The organism is Maricurvus nonylphenolicus, assembly GCF_042854845.1.
Taxonomy (GTDB): Bacteria; Pseudomonadota; Gammaproteobacteria; order Pseudomonadales; family Cellvibrionaceae; genus Maricurvus; species Maricurvus nonylphenolicus.
The window spans coordinates 4,344,904-4,359,156 of record NZ_AP031498.1 but is presented as its reverse complement, the minus strand read 5'-3'; the positions used below and the strand labels follow the sequence as shown (position 1 = coordinate 4,359,156).

The 14,253-nt window shown below is 49.1% G+C and carries 12 protein-coding genes; 2 read left to right on the top strand and 10 right to left on the bottom strand.

The window, feature by feature from the left end; all coding sequences use genetic code 11:
• Nucleotides 1-232 precede the first annotated feature (232 nt).
• A complete protein-coding gene (gene pgi / locus ACGHZ6_RS18925) occupies nt 233-1,891 on the bottom strand; it encodes a glucose-6-phosphate isomerase (RefSeq protein WP_390615588.1) in 1,659 nt (552 codons plus the stop codon).
• A gap of 136 nt (nt 1,892-2,027) precedes the next feature.
• On the opposite strand from pgi, the gene ACGHZ6_RS18920 reads away from it, so the two are divergent.
• Entirely contained in the window at nt 2,028-2,480 is a 453-nt protein-coding gene (locus ACGHZ6_RS18920) for a methylglyoxal synthase (RefSeq protein WP_390615587.1), read from the top strand.
• Between the two features lie 113 nt (nt 2,481-2,593).
• On the opposite strand, the gene pyk is transcribed toward ACGHZ6_RS18920, so the two are convergent.
• The 6 genes from pyk to zwf all read right to left on the bottom strand — a co-directional run bounded on the left by pyk (nt 2,594) and on the right by zwf (nt 9,909).
• Nucleotides 2,594-4,039, bottom strand: coding sequence for a pyruvate kinase (gene pyk / locus ACGHZ6_RS18915; protein ID WP_390615586.1), 1,446 nt, complete (start codon nt 4,037-4,039; stop codon nt 2,594-2,596).
• Between the two features lie 35 nt (nt 4,040-4,074).
• Nucleotides 4,075-5,085, bottom strand: a complete 1,011-nt coding sequence (gene gap / locus ACGHZ6_RS18910; RefSeq protein WP_390615585.1) for a type I glyceraldehyde-3-phosphate dehydrogenase — start codon at nt 5,083-5,085, stop codon at nt 4,075-4,077.
• A gap of 154 nt (nt 5,086-5,239) precedes the next feature.
• Nucleotides 5,240-5,860, bottom strand: coding sequence for a bifunctional 4-hydroxy-2-oxoglutarate aldolase/2-dehydro-3-deoxy-phosphogluconate aldolase (locus ACGHZ6_RS18905; protein WP_390615584.1), 621 nt, complete (start codon nt 5,858-5,860; stop codon nt 5,240-5,242).
• 20 nt (nt 5,861-5,880) lie between these two features.
• The gene (gene edd, locus ACGHZ6_RS18900; RefSeq protein WP_390615583.1) at nt 5,881-7,698 is read right to left on the bottom strand and encodes a phosphogluconate dehydratase; all 1,818 of its coding nucleotides are present in this window, start codon (nt 7,696-7,698) and stop codon (nt 5,881-5,883) included.
• 22 nt (nt 7,699-7,720) lie between these two features.
• Nucleotides 7,721-8,425 carry a 6-phosphogluconolactonase gene (pgl, locus tag ACGHZ6_RS18895; RefSeq protein WP_390615582.1) on the bottom strand — a complete coding sequence of 235 codons (705 nt, stop codon included), beginning with the start codon at nt 8,423-8,425 and terminating at the stop codon, nt 7,721-7,723.
• The gene (gene zwf / locus ACGHZ6_RS18890; protein WP_390615581.1) at nt 8,422-9,909 is read right to left on the bottom strand and encodes a glucose-6-phosphate dehydrogenase; all 1,488 of its coding nucleotides are present in this window, start codon (nt 9,907-9,909) and stop codon (nt 8,422-8,424) included. Before zwf ends, pgl begins: the two co-directional genes overlap by 4 nt.
• Nucleotides 9,910-10,182: 273 nt before the next feature.
• Between zwf and hexR the strand changes: the two genes are divergently transcribed.
• Entirely contained in the window at nt 10,183-11,028 is an 846-nt protein-coding gene (gene hexR, locus ACGHZ6_RS18885; RefSeq protein ID WP_390615580.1) for a transcriptional regulator HexR, read from the top strand.
• A 322-nt stretch (nt 11,029-11,350) separates the two neighbouring features.
• Here hexR and ACGHZ6_RS18880 read toward each other — a convergent pair whose 3' ends face one another.
• Genes ACGHZ6_RS18880 through ACGHZ6_RS18870 form a run of 3 tightly spaced genes read right to left on the bottom strand, consistent with a single transcriptional unit; the run spans nt 11,351 to nt 14,251 of the window.
• Complete coding sequence (locus ACGHZ6_RS18880; protein WP_390615579.1) at nt 11,351-11,782, bottom strand: DUF1330 domain-containing protein; 432 nt, start codon at nt 11,780-11,782, stop codon at nt 11,351-11,353.
• On the bottom strand, nt 11,772-13,169 hold the full coding sequence (locus ACGHZ6_RS18875; protein ID WP_390615578.1) for a DsbA family protein: 1,398 nt from the start codon (nt 13,167-13,169) through the stop codon (nt 11,772-11,774). Before ACGHZ6_RS18875 ends, ACGHZ6_RS18880 begins: the two co-directional genes overlap by 11 nt.
• Nucleotides 13,170-13,183: 14 nt before the next feature.
• Nucleotides 13,184-14,251: an MBL fold metallo-hydrolase gene (locus ACGHZ6_RS18870; protein ID WP_390615577.1), complete on the bottom strand. Its 1,068-nt coding sequence runs from the start codon at nt 14,249-14,251 to the stop codon at nt 13,184-13,186.
• Between the last annotated feature and the right edge of the window lie 2 nt (nt 14,252-14,253).

Below are 14,253 nucleotides of genomic sequence, written 5' to 3'. Positions count from 1 at the left end.
CATACGGGTTGTTCGTGGGCAATCCAGTGACCGCAGTCGTCCCGAGTTTCCAGTGTTAAGTCAGTTACAAACACATCCAGGCCTTCAATGATGCCTGGCAATAGGGGCTATATACCCATACTGCCATCCGAGGTGGTTATACCATTAGCCTATGAATATATCGCGATAAGATCGAGGAAGACAGCTATTGTTGTGACTTTTTTCAAGGTGTTGCTGACAAAAAAGCACCTGGTTAAGGCGCTTTTTTAATGTTTTTTCTCATGTCTTTATAGAAGCCAATCAGGCCCATAGTTGAACTGTCTTGTGCTTCTACCTCATTGGCGGCATCCAGTTGTGGCAATAAGTTGTTGGCGAGTTGCTTGCCTAATTCAACACCCCATTGATCGAAAGAACATATCTCCCAGATAATGCCTTGAACAAAAATTTTGTGTTCGTAAAGAGCAATCAGTGCCCCCAAATTTCTAGGTGAAACTTTATCCATTAAAATAGTATTTGAAGGGCGGTTTCCCTGGTGGACTTTATGTGCTGCCAGCTTGTCTATAGCCTCTTGAGGTAGACTTTTAGCGTTAAGCTCTTCCCTAACCTGTTCCTCTGAAATTCCGGTCATCAACGCCTGGGTTTGGGCAAACAAGTTGGCCATTAAATATTCCTGGTGGCCTTTGGCGGCGGTGGGGTTTTCAACAGCAGCAATAAAGTCGGCGGGTACTATGCTGGTTCCCTGGTGCAGGAATTGATAAAACGCGTGCTGGCCGTTGATTCCTAGCTGACCCCAGATGGTTCCACCGGTGTGGTAGGGAATATGTTCTCCTTCCCGGTTTACAGATTTGCCGTTACTTTCCATTTCTGCCTGCTGCAAATAGGCTGAAAACATATGCAGGCACTGATTGTAGGGAAGAATCGCTTGCGCTTGTGAGCCCATGAAAGTGTTATTCCATATGCCTACCAGGGCCAGAATAACCGGAGCATTGGTTTCCAACGGTGTAGTGCGGAAATGATTGTCCATATCGCGAGCGCCTTTAAGCAGCTCTACAAAATTATCAAAGCCAATATGTAAGGCGATTGGCAGACCGATGGCTGACCAAAGTGAGAATCGACCGCCGACCCAATCCCACATGTGATAAATATTCTGAGGCGCGATACCGAAGTCGATAGCCGCTTCCTGATTGGCAGTCACTGCGACAAAGTGTTTATCCACTGAAGATTCATCGAAAGAGTAGGCCAGTAACCAGTTACGTGCGGTTTTTGCATTAGTTAGGGTTTCCTTGGTGGTAAAGGTTTTCGAAGAAACGATAAACAGTACCTGCTCGGGGTTTAATGGGCGTAAAACCTGGGCAATCTGTTGGCTGTCCACATTGGAAATATAGTGAACATTGATGTCATTCATTTGGTATTTGGATAGCGCTTCCGTCACCATCTGCGGACCCAGGTTGGAGCCTCCAATACCAATATTGACAATATCTTTAATCGGTTTGCCGGAATAACCTTTCCATTCGCCGGCGTGCACTGATTTAGTCAGGTTTTCCATCTTTTTCAGTTCAAAACTGACTTCATCCATAATGTTTGTACTATCAACGTACACTTTGCTGCCTGCACCCATACTACGCAGTGCGGTATGGAGTACGGCGCGCTGCTCCGTGACATTGATCTTTTCGCCAGAGAACATTTTTTCTCGCCACAACTCGACTTCTGAACTTTTCGCTAAATCCAGCAGCAATTGCATGGTTTGATCGCTGATCAAATTTTTGGAGTAATCCAGCAGTAGATTGTTGATACGAATTGAGTATTGATTGAATCGCTGTGGGTTTTCATCAAATAAGGTGTCAATTCGAGATTGCTGACTATCCTGTGCTTGTGCTTCGAGAGATTGCCAGAGGGTAGATTTGCTATTCATATAAAACACCACGGATTAGATACATTAATGTGTTTTCAATACGCTTGAGTGACTGTGTTGGTACGCAAAAATCACGGCTTGTATTTTAGTAAGACAGGCGTATATTTTAGTATTAGACAGCCTCAAGGAAACCGCCGTGAAAACTAAAGTTATCGATATTCCAGCCCAAAAGACCATTGCACTGGTCGCTCACGATAATTTGAAGCCAAAACTGGTAGCCTGGTGTGAGCAACACAAGGCTGAGTTGGAAAAACATAAGTTGTTTGCAACCGGGACTACAGGTAAGAAAGTCGCACTGGCAACAGGGCTGGAGCTAACACCGTTAATCAGTGGCCCACTGGGTGGAGACCAGCAGATTGGTGCTAAAATCAGCGAAGGTGAAATCGATGTATTGATTTTCTTTTGGGATCCGTTGGAACCCATGCCCCATGATATGGACGTTAAGGCGTTGTTACGTGTAGCTGCAGTATGGAATATTCCGGTGGCTTGTAATGCCAGCAGTGCCGACATGATTATTACCTCTAGTTTGATGAACGGCGTATCTCAGCGTGAAATCCCGGATTACGACGGCTATCTACAAGACCGCTGAGGGCTTTCTATAACTTGCTGAGGGTTCCTTACAAGAGCGATAAAAAGTGGGCCCTAGCGGGCCCCAAACCCTTGTTGCATTGCTCGCTCTATCCCTATTATTTTTCAGTGTCTCTACTGAATCTTGTCTCCTACGCGCACAATCTTCATGGTGTTGGTGCCACCGTGTACATTGAGGAAATCACCCTTGGAAATAATCACCAGGTCGCCTTCCTCGACTTCTTCTCGACGTACCAACTCATCTACCACGCTTTGATTCATTTCATCCGGTGAAATCTCGCTGGTATCAAAGGTTACCGGTACCACGCCCTTATACAGCGCTACACGATTCTCTGTACGTTTGTGATCGGTAAAGGCAAACACCGGTAAACTGGAACTGATACGCGACATAATCAGTGGCGTTTTGCCAGTTTCTGTCAGGCTGATAATCGCTTTGACACCTTGCAGATGATTGGCGGTATACATTACTGACAGGGCAATAGACTCATCCACACCAACAAAATCTTTATGCAAGCGATGGCTCGACTTAATAAATTGAGGTTGTTGCTCGGCACCGATAATAATGCGGTTCATGGCTTCTACCGCATCAACGGGGAAATCACCGGCGGCGGTTTCAGCACTGAGCATCACCGCATCAGTACCATCGAGTACGGCATTGGCCACGTCGAACACTTCGGCACGGGTGGGCAGCGGGCTGTGGATCATTGACTCCATCATCTGTGTTGCCGTAATAACCGGCGTGTTCAGTTCCTGACCGCGTTTGATCATGTGCTTTTGCACCGCAATCAAGGCCGCATCGCCAATCTCTACACCCAAATCGCCACGGGCTACCATCACCGCATCGGAGGCTTCGATGATATCGTCCAGTATTTCCGGTTCAACGGCTTCGGCTCGCTCTACTTTGGCAACCAGGCCTGCATCGCCACCGGCTTCTTTTAACAGCTTACGGGCCTGTTCAATATCGGCACCGGAGCGAACAAAGGACACGGCAAGAAAATCAACACCAATTTCAGCCGCCAGTTTAATATCCTGAAAATCCTTTTCGGTGAGTGCATCAGCAGACAGACCTCCGCCCTGGCGATTGATACCTTTATTGTTAGACAGTTTGCCGGCGACCAGGGTTTTGGTTTTGATGCGCAAGCCGTCAACAGCCTCAACTTCCAGCACTACGCGGCCGTCATCCAGCAACAATTTGTCACCGGGCGAGACATCTTCAGGCAGTTGGGGGTAATCGATGCCCACTTCCTGTTGATTACCGGCTTCCGTAGATAAACTTGCATCCAGGTAGAAGATGTCACCAATGTCCAAATGAATGGGCCCTTGGGAAAAACGGGCGATGCGAATTTTAGGCCCTTGCAGATCACCCAGAATAGCAACACTGCGATGATGCTTTTCAGCCAGAGCGCGAATATGTTGGGCTCGCTGTTTATGATCTTCCGGTCCGCCATGGGAAAAATTCAAGCGGACAACATTAACACCCGCGTGGATGAGTTGTTCCAGTACGCTAGTGTCATCGGTAGATGGCCCCAGGGTGGCTACAATTTTGGTGCGTCGAATCATGGAGTGCCTCTATTTATTAAAAACGGGAGCCAGTACTACTGGGCTGCCATCAGTGCCAGGGTGTTGTCCAACATCCGGTTAGAGAATCCCCACTCGTTGTCGTACCAGGCCATCACTTTAACCATCCTGCCGTTAACACGGGTCTGGGTTGCGTCGAAGGTAGAAGACGCAGGATCGTGATTAAAATCAACGGATACCAGCGGCGCTTCGCTGTAACACAATATGCCTTTTAGTGGGGCGGATTCAGCGGCGGCTTTAATGGCTGTATTGACTTCTTCGACAGAGGTTTCCTGTTTGGCTATAAAGTGAAAATCCACCAGGGAAACATTCGCCGTAGGAATACGAACGGCCATGCCATCAAGTTTGCCATCCAGCTCTGGCAGTACCAATCCGACGGCTTGAGCTGCCCCTGTTTTACTGGGGATCATCGATTGAGTGGCTGCTCGTGCACGGTAGATATCCTGATGATATACATCATGCAATTTCTGATCGTTGGTATAGGAATGGATGGTCGTCATGGCGCCTTGTTCTATACCGATAGTATCGTTTAATACTTTGGCAACAGGCGACAAACAGTTAGTTGTGCACGAAGCATTGGAAATAATCTGGCTGTCCGCATTTAATACGTCATGGTTTACACCATAGACAACGGTGGCATCGACATCGCTGGCAGGCGCAGAAATAATGACGCGTTTGGCCCCAGCTTCCAGATGAGAGGCTGCCTTGTCACGCGAGGTGAAGAACCCCGTGCATTCATACACGACATCAATATCCAGCTTGCCCCATGGCAGGTCTGCGGGATTACGCTCGCTAAAGGTGTGGATAACATCGCCGTTAATAATCAGCTGATTATTATCAACGTCGACTTCACCCGGAAAGCGACCATGTATTGAGTCGTATTTTGTCAGGTGTGCATTAAACTCGGTATCACCGAGGTCATTGATGGCGACGATCTGAATCTTATCGCGATAGCCGGACTCATAAAGTGCACGCAGAACATTGCGGCCAATGCGTCCATAGCCGTTAATTGCTACTCGAATTGTCATATTACTTACCCTATGTATTTACTACGTTGTGCTCTCTACACGTATAGGGTGAGTCCTGTAAGGCCTATTTAGGGCCTTAGAACGATGGGGCTTTTGCCCTCTTATCGCCGCCTTGTTAGACGGCGTTTATTATATAGATTTTAAGCTCGGATTGTTAACCGAGTGTTGCAGCTTCGGCGGCTAAATGTTGAATCTCTTCCCACTTACCTTCGGCCACCAGGTTGGCCGGGGCCATCCAGGAACCACCAACACAGGCAACATTTTTCAGGGCCAGGTATTCACGGGCATTGTTGGGGTTAACACCGCCGGTAGGGCAAAAGCTGATTTGTGGCAGCGGGCCGCCAATCGATTTCAGCATGGGCACGCCACCGGCAGCTTCGGCCGGGAAGAATTTCAAGGCGGAAATGCCTTTTTCCAACAGCGTCATGGCTTCAGTCGGGGTATTTACACCGGGCAGCAGTTGTACGCCGTTAGACAGGGCTGCATCTACCAAGCCCGGAGTAGTACCCGGGGTGACGATAAACTCGGAACCGGCTGCCAGGGCTTGATCCAGGGTGGCGGTATTAATCACGGTACCGGCACCGACAATCGCCTCAGGCACAGCGGCTTTAATTTCGCGGATAGATTCCAGAGCGGCGTCGGTGCGTAGGGTGATCTCCAATACTTTTAAACCGCCGCCCACCAGGGCTTTGGCCAAAGGCACTGCGTTTTCAACTTTGTCTATAACCATCACCGGGATAACCGGTGAAGTGTTCATAATGGTTTCAATACTCATTTAAGATATATCCAGCTTTATTAATTTTTAAAAAAGTTAGCCGCGCCTTCTTCTGCCGAGCTGACATTATTGCGGAAGACGCTGAAGAGTTCACGACCGGTGCCGGTTTCTGAGTTTTTGCGATGGGCGGCCATGGGAATACGCTGTTCAAACTCGTTTTGATCAACCAGCACTTCCAAGCTGCGCTTTTCGGCATCCAGGCGAATCATATCGCCGGTTTTGACATTGGCCAGTGGACCACCATCTGCACACTCGGGGCAAAGGTGGATCGCCGCAGGGACTTTACCGGATGCACCGGACATACGGCCATCGGTAACCAGTGCCACTTTATAACCTTGGTCCTGTAGAACACCCAGTGATGGGGTGAGCTTGTGCAGCTCTGGCATACCGTTGGCTTTTGGGCCCTGGTAGCGCAGTACGACGACAACATCGCGATTCAACTCACCGGCTTTAAAGGCGGTTATTACATCGTCCTGATCATCAAACACCATAGCCGGTGCTTCCACAAAGCGATGCTCGGGTTTAACGGCAGAGACTTTAATCACGCCACGGCCCAGATTACCGTCAACAACATTTAAACCCCCAGTGGCATCAAAAGGATTGCTACAATCAGTCAGCACGTCTTTATCCAGTGATTCCGCCGGGCTTTCACGCCACAGTAATTGTTCACCTTCCAAATAAGGTTCTTGAGAATACTGTTGCAGGCCGCGATCGTTACCAATGGTGAGAATATCGCCGTGTAGTAAACCTGCGTCGAGAAGATTGCGAATCAGTACTGACATACCGCCAGCGGCCTGGAAGTGATTGATATCGGCTTGGCCATTCGGGTAGATGCGGGTCAGGCTGGGGATAACCTGCGATAGTTCATCAAAGTCATCCCAGTTAATAACTACGCCTGCCGCCCGGGCAATGGCAATCAGGTGAATGGTGTGGTTGGTAGAGCCACCGGTGGCCAGCAGACCAACAATCGCATTCACAATCGCTTTTTCATTAATAGCATGGCCAATGGGGCGGAAGTCTTCGCCTTGGGCGGTAAACTTCAATACCTGTTGCGCGGCAGACTTGGTCAGCGCATCGCGCAGTGGCGTATAGGGATTTATAAAGGAGCTGCCCGGTAGGTGCAGGCCCATAATCTCTACCATCATCTGGTTACTGTTGGCGGTACCGTAAAAGGTACAGGTGCCCGGGCCGTGATAGGATTTGGATTCTGCCGCCAGCAGTTCTTCGCGACCCACTTTACCTTGAGCGTAAAGCTGACGAATACGGACTTTTTCTTTATTGGATTGGCCGGTGGTCATGGGGCCTGCCGGTACAAATACCGCAGGCAGGTGGCCAAAAGTCAGTGCACCAATTAACAGTCCGGGGACAATTTTGTCGCAAACGCCCAAGTAGAGTGCACCATCAAACATATTGTGGCTAAGGGCAACGGCGGTGGACATGGCAATCACATCGCGACTAAACAGGGACAGTTCCATACCGGCCTGGCCCTGGGTCACACCGTCACACATGGCGGGTACACCGCCGGCAAACTGGGCAACGCCACCAGCTTCTTTGATGGCTTGTTTGATTTGCTCTGGTGCTTCACGGAAAGGTTCGTGGGCGCTGAGCATATCGTTATAAGAAGAAACAATCGCAATGTTGGCTTTTACATTGGCAGCCAGATCGGTTTTGTCATCTTGTCCACAGGCAGCAAAACCGTGGGCGAGGTTGCCACAGGCCAGTTGGCCACGGCGTGGGCCTTGCAGCAAGGCATCATCAATTTGTTGCAGGTAAGCCTGGCGAGTTTCGCGGCTGCGTTCAACAATACGTTCGGTAACTTCTATTAAGGTCTTGTGCATAACTTTCTCTACATCTTAATCGTTATGGCGCCCAGTAAACATCAATGGGAGTTTTATCTTGCTGTAAAAACAGAGCAACAGGCATCGCTTGAACATCCTCAGCGCGTTTGGCTTGCTGGTAGACATCCCATTTGTCATCGCCTGTAATAATCAGTATCAGGCGTTGACTGTTGAGTAGTGCTGAAGGTGTCATCGACATACGTTCAACATATTCGCCAGTAACATCCGATTTAGTTGGATAAATAGCGGCGCATGTATTTTGCGTATCCAGTGCGTCTGCTAAACCCTCGGCATAAGGAAACAGTGAGGCGGTATGTCCATCTGGCCCCATACCCAACAGGCTTACTGCATAGGGCTCTGGTAGAGCGCGATAGGCGTTTTCACATTCTGTTAGACCGTCTGTTGCGGTATCTGCGGCATTTTTCATACCGGTGAATATGGGCTGGGCTGTGCCGGCCAATAACGTTTCGCCGATTAATTTCTCGTTGCTGGCGTTGTGATCCGCGGCTACCCAGCGCTCATCTACCAGCGCTACTGCAACCTTTTCCCAGTCCAGAGGCGCTTCGGCCAAGGCTTTGTATAACGGGCCAGGGGTAGAGCCACCGGATAAAAACAAGCTGACTTGCGCGTTGTGTTTTATACCTGTTTCCAGGATTTCCAGCGTGTGCTCATACAGCGCATTCAGCATCTGTTCACGGCTGGAAAATTTAAATTCGCAAATGCTCATTTACGTTTCGCCTTAGCTTTTTGCAGTTTGCCGCCGTTGTGCCAGGAACGTTTGTCACTATGGAGCAGGGCAGCAGAAGCATCTGGTCCCCAGCTGCCCGCTTCGTAAGGTAATACCGGTGAACCACATTTGTTCCAGGCGTTCATAATGGGATCAACCCAGGCCCAGGCCAGATCGGCTTCGTCGCGGTGAGCAAACAAACTTAAATCGTTTTCGATCACATTCAGCAACAAGCGCTGGTAGGCATCGCTGCGAATATTTTCAAAGGTGTCGGCAAAGCTCAGGTTAAGCGGTACTTCCTGCAGGCGCATTTCAAATTTGTTCAGTTCTTTGGCCATGACCTTCATTTGCATGCCTTCATCAGGCTGCAGGCGAATCACCAGTTGGTTGGAGCTTAAGTGTCCGGCGCTGCCATCAAACACGTTATGGGCAACGGGTTTAAAATTAATGACAATTTCTGCACAGCGTTCTTTTAAGCGCTTACCGGTGCGCAGGTAAAATGGCACACCCGCCCAGCGCCAATTATCGATATGGGCTTTAATGGCAACAAAAGTCTCAGTGTTACTATCGCTGCCCAGTTCATCCAAATAACCGGGTACTGACTTGCCGCGCATTAACCCTTCTACATATTGGCCACGAACGGTATGGCTCTGAACTTCAAAACCATTAATCGGGCGCAGGGCCTGCAACACTTTCAGTTTTTCGGTACGAATACTGTTGGCCTGCAATTGATTGGGCGGCTCCATGGCCACCAAACACAACAATTGCAGAATATGGTTTTGTACCATATCGCGCATGGCGCCGGCCTGATCGTAAAAGGCTGTGCGACCTTCCAAGCCCACTTCCTCAGAAATACTGATCTGTACATGGTCAATATGGCGACCGTTCCATAGTGGCTCAAACATGGCGTTGGCAAAACGCAGGGCCATCAGGTTTTGTACGGTTTCTTTACCCAAGTAGTGATCAATACGGAAGATGGCGTCTTCCGGGAAGAAGCGGCCAACCTGACTGTTAATGTCGTTGGCAGATTCCTGATCGTACCCTAGAGGTTTTTCCAGTACCACGCGTGACTGGGCGCTGATCATATTGTGGTTGTTCAAATTCTCACAGGTTGTACCGTATAAGCTCGGCGGCAGGGAGAGGTAGAACACGCGATCACGCTCTGGGTGTTGGGCCAAGCATTCGCTCAAACCCTGCCAACGTTCATCAATTTTGGTGATATCCAATGAGCAAAACTGAATACGGTTGGCGAAGCTTTGCCATTTTTCTTCCGGGCACTCGTTCTCTTTTAACTGGTTGGTGAGCCACTTGTTGATCTTAGCCAGCAGCTTTTGTTGATCGTTAATGGTGCGTGCGAGCAGGAAGATGCGTGCCTCAGGATGCAGGTGACCAGCCAATTCAGAGCGGTACAGCGCTGGCAGCAATTTGCGCAGTGACAGGTCACCGAGTCCACCGAAAATGACTATGTCGAATTCTTGGGTCATATAGTTACCACTACCCTTAATTAACGTTTTGGGCTAGATTTGTTTAATTGAGTTAAATTTTACAGCTTTTCTTGGTTGTTTTTCAAGCAAAATATGTAATTCCATTAAATTTATGCTGGCTGATTTAACTCTGAGCAGTTCCTGCTGGTAGAATCCCCGGCGTCTTTACCCGCATCTACTCAGGTATGCTGCACTGTCTACTAGTAGGGATAGCAGTTTTTGTGCCTAAAGGTGGGATAAAGAAGAGGATATGGACCATTGGGAGAGATTTAGATGCTGTTAATGCGGTTACAACGCGAGCTGGAGAATCTGAGTAAGTCGGAGCGCAGGATTGCGGAAGTCATACTGGCAGATCCGGAAACCGCCGTGCACGCCACCACCGCTGAAATCGCTCGCCGCGCCGAGGTGAGCGACCCTATGGTATCGCGCCTGTGCCGCACCATGGGCTGCAAGGGCTTTCCGGAGTTTAAGGTACAGCTAGCGCAGAGCCTAGCCTCTGATACCTCTTTTGTAACCCAATCGGTCTCCATTGGCGATGATGCTGATACTTATATCCACAAGCTGATTGGCGCTAACCAGGCAGCCCTGGATTACCTGCGTTCCGAACTGGATACCGCCACCATCGAAAAGGCTGTGGATATGCTTAATGCCGCCAAGCGTATTGAGATCTTTGGTATGGGGGGCTGTTCCTCCATTGCCCAGGACGCCCAGCATAAGTTGTTTCGCCTGGGTACGCCCACCATCGCCTATGAGGATAACCTCAAGCAGCGTATGGCCGCCGCGGCAGCTGATGAAGATACACTGATCCTGTTTATCTCTTTTACCGGTCGCACCCAAGCTATGATTGATACCGCCCATACGGCCCAGGCTGCTGGGGCCAAGGTCATAGCGATTTGTGACCCCACCTCGCCCCTTGCCCAGGCCTGTGATCTGGTGATTACCTCTGGCAGTGAGCTGGAAGACACCACCATCTACGTGCCTATGCAAACCCGCATCATGATTCTGACTATTGTGGATATCCTGGCCACCGGTATGGCGCTTAAGCGCAGCCCGGAGATCGACCAGCGTCTGCGGCAGATGAAAGAGACTCTCGAAGGTACTAAAGTCCCAAAAGCCTAGCTGCCTTTACTTAGCTCAAGGCCAGAATCTGGGCTATTCCCACGTTATTTAACGCAATTACATTTTCGTTAGGCAAAAAAAAGGCGCATCTACAGGACAGAAAATGCGCCGAACTACTGTTTACAACCGTAAACGTGCAGAGAGAAGTCAATCGTGATATTTAACACAGTTAAATTAAAGCACGGTTTTTGCTGGTGGTGCAAGCTGTTTATTTAATTTAATTAAATATTGGCGAGAAAAGCGGCTATATCACTGCTTTGCAGTGAAAAAGCAGGAATGTGGATAAGTTGATTCAGTGGGAGGGGCTTTGTGGTAGCCCCGTTTAGGAATTCAGTGATTCCAGGCTGGTTTCCAGGCTTGTCTCTATGTTGAGTTGACCTGCCAGACCGGCTTTTCGATGTTTACTGATTTCTGCCATTTCAGGTAATTGCATCATCTGCAGCATGGCTGTTCTGCTTGGGTACATGACGATAACCACTTCATCCCAGAGGTCATCTGCATTGCCAATGGTTAACCGGTTAATGCCGGCTGTGAATGTTATGCTTCCTCCCACTTTGGCCAAGCATGTCTCTACACCTTCTGCATACATGTTATAGGCTTCTTTGCCGCTAAGGTTGGTTTCGCGGCCATCTTTATACTCGGCTTTGTGTTTGAATTTAAGCAAGTTCAGCATATAGATGGGTTGACCGTTATCGGGCTCTAGAAATCCAGCCATCTGTTTTTCATCAGGATAGAGTTTATTTTCAACGTGCATGGCTAATACTCTCTTGATGATTCATGCTGGCTAGCAGCTGCTGAATTTTTTGGGCTACTAACCACAGGCGATCCTGGCCCCAAATCGCCAATTGCTGTTCACCATCGCTATCCAATAAACGGAAACTGGGTACACCCCAAAGTCCAGCGTTGTACATGGTTAACCGGTTAGCTTCCAGTAAGTCTTCCCAGCCGGGTTGGCCAATTAGCGGTTTGGCTTGTTGCCAGTCGAGCCCGGTTTTTTCTACGACCTTGCGAAGGCCTTTATCGTTGTTGGTATTAATGCCTTCGACAAAGGCGCAGCGAAGGAAAGTACTGAAAAATTCAACGCCCTTACCTTGTTCACAGGCCCAAGGGTAGAGTGAAAAAGCCTTACGGACGGGATCACCGATAGGGTCGTAGAAGTTACCGTAGGGAATTCCCTGCTCAGCAGCTTCGCGCACACAATCGGAAAAAACATAGAAACCTTTTTCCTTAGTAGCCGGTACTCCACGCATCACCATTGGCAGTACGGGCCGAACGACCAGTTTAACGCCCGTGTCTTTGGCCAGTTTAACGGCAGTATCAAAAATAACGGCGCTGTAAGGACTGCGTAGAGAGGGAAATATCTCCAATGTCAGGCTGCCGTTATCTGTCAGTGGGCCATTGTTAATGGCTGGTCGGGGAGCTAACAGGGGTTGATTGGTTTTGTTGGCACCGAGTTCAGTCAGTCGATTTTCCAGATAATGCAGACGGTCAACGCCCCAGTACCATTCGCTTTCGTAGTAAAACATGCCGCCGGAGTAATGTTTGAGTTTATCTCGGTGGCGGTTGCCTGCAGCGATAACCTCTTGGCATTTTTCTGGATTGGCCTTCCCCAGCTTTTGGGACAGTTCATTCAGGGCGTTATCATCCCCATTCCACAGGGCAGTGCTTACGGATTGAATATGTTGAAGGCGGCCAGTGTTATTGAGATTAACCAGAATTTGCGTGGCAAGTTGTAAGCGCTCAGTATTTAAAACCTCAGGATGATCAGGAAAACTCAGCCCGTATTGGGGGGCAATCAAAAACGCGTCCAGGCGTGATAGTTTTAATAACAAGTCGGGTTCAGGTGAATTATCACCTTGTGGGCCAGATACCAGGTGGCACACCAGCTCGATATCATACTGCTCAAGCAATGGTTGCAACATTTGCGCAGCCAGGTGTGAATAACCATCATCAATCTGATGAAAGTATTCCACCACATGGCGGCGGCCTTCTTTTTGGCGGTGCTTTTCCTGTTTGCGGCGCTGTTTATCGCGCTGCTCAAGGCTGGTGAATTTGTTAATAAATTTTGAGACTAACCATCGCTTCAGTGGGGAGGGCGACATGCTGGCCGCTCCACCTTGATCTTGAAATTGTTCTGTCATGACAGGCTCTCTTTTTATAATAATTCGTCGCTGATAATATCCTGGCTGTTGGCCGGTAAGCTGATCATACTGCCATCTACCCCCAGTGTTAGCGGGCCATCATAGACATCACTTACACCTTTTAAGTACAGCGATTCCATCCCAGGGGCAACTAATGCCGGAACAATGTGGTAGTACATCAAATGTCCTACCTTGGCGTCTCGTGCTATTTCAGCGGCTTCAACAGGAGAGGTGTGGTAATCGGTAATGTCGAAAAAGATTTTTTCCAAAATCGAAAATCCTTTTCTTTTAGAGGTGGATTCTAATATGCCAACCATCTCACGATTTAGCGCTTCATGTAACAGCAGATCTACACCGTTCGAAAATTTCTGTAGGTTGGCTGATTTTGATGTGTCGCCACTGATGACTACAGATCTACCTTTGTAATCAAAGCGGTAGCCAACAGCTGGGTGAACAGGTTCGTGGTCTACAGAGAATGCCGTGATCTTTAAGCCGTCCTTTTCAAACACCGTTAGCAATTCACCTTCCGCTGGTGCGGTAAATTGCTTGGCAACCATGCCTTGGCCAGATAGTGGGGCTACCAAATCTGTGTGATGGGCGTGACGATACTGGGCGTCGGCCCCGTAGGTTAGGTTAAAACCTTTTACAACTCGTTCAAGGCCTTGTGGCCCATAGACGGGCAGGGGCGATGTATTGGCGGCATTGACCCAACGCATCATTGCCATCTCGCCGAGACCATCAATATGATCTGAGTGAAAGTGGGTAAGGAATTGTGCCTCTATATTTCCCATGGGGAACTGCATAGCTGCTAGATTACGGGCGCCTCCGGTGCCAGCATCGATTGTGACCAGGGTTTCTCCAGCTATAACTGCCGCACAGGGGCCAGAGCGTTTAGGGTCAGGCATGGGGCTGCCTGCACCACACAGGATGACATGCAAGCCATCTTCCAGATCATCAGTCATGCTCTCGCCTACGCGAGAGTCAGCGGCTTTTTCCAGGATGAAACTGCCTATGCTGGAAGGAGTGCACCCAGCAAGAAGAAAGGCAGCTGAAATTAGGGGGATCATCATCAAGTTTTTCATTA

Coding starts and splice junctions, on each gene's coding strand:
- zwf (WP_390615581.1), bottom strand. CDS start 9,909: ATGACCCAAGAATTCGACATAGTCATTTTCGGTGGACTCGGTGACCTG.
- pgi (WP_390615588.1), bottom strand. CDS start 1,891: ATGAATAGCAAATCTACCCTCTGGCAATCTCTCGAAGCACAAGCACAG.
- ACGHZ6_RS18875 (WP_390615578.1), bottom strand. CDS start 13,169: ATGACAGAACAATTTCAAGATCAAGGTGGAGCGGCCAGCATGTCGCCC.
- ACGHZ6_RS18905 (WP_390615584.1), bottom strand. CDS start 5,860: ATGAGTATTGAAACCATTATGAACACTTCACCGGTTATCCCGGTGATG.
- ACGHZ6_RS18870 (WP_390615577.1), bottom strand. CDS start 14,251: ATGAAAAACTTGATGATGATCCCCCTAATTTCAGCTGCCTTTCTTCTT.
- pgl (WP_390615582.1), bottom strand. CDS start 8,425: ATGAGCATTTGCGAATTTAAATTTTCCAGCCGTGAACAGATGCTGAAT.
- hexR (WP_390615580.1), top strand. CDS start 10,183: ATGCTGTTAATGCGGTTACAACGCGAGCTGGAGAATCTGAGTAAGTCG.
- edd (WP_390615583.1), bottom strand. CDS start 7,698: ATGCACAAGACCTTAATAGAAGTTACCGAACGTATTGTTGAACGCAGC.
- gap (WP_390615585.1), bottom strand. CDS start 5,085: ATGACAATTCGAGTAGCAATTAACGGCTATGGACGCATTGGCCGCAAT.
- pyk (WP_390615586.1), bottom strand. CDS start 4,039: ATGATTCGACGCACCAAAATTGTAGCCACCCTGGGGCCATCTACCGAT.
- ACGHZ6_RS18880 (WP_390615579.1), bottom strand. CDS start 11,782: ATGCACGTTGAAAATAAACTCTATCCTGATGAAAAACAGATGGCTGGA.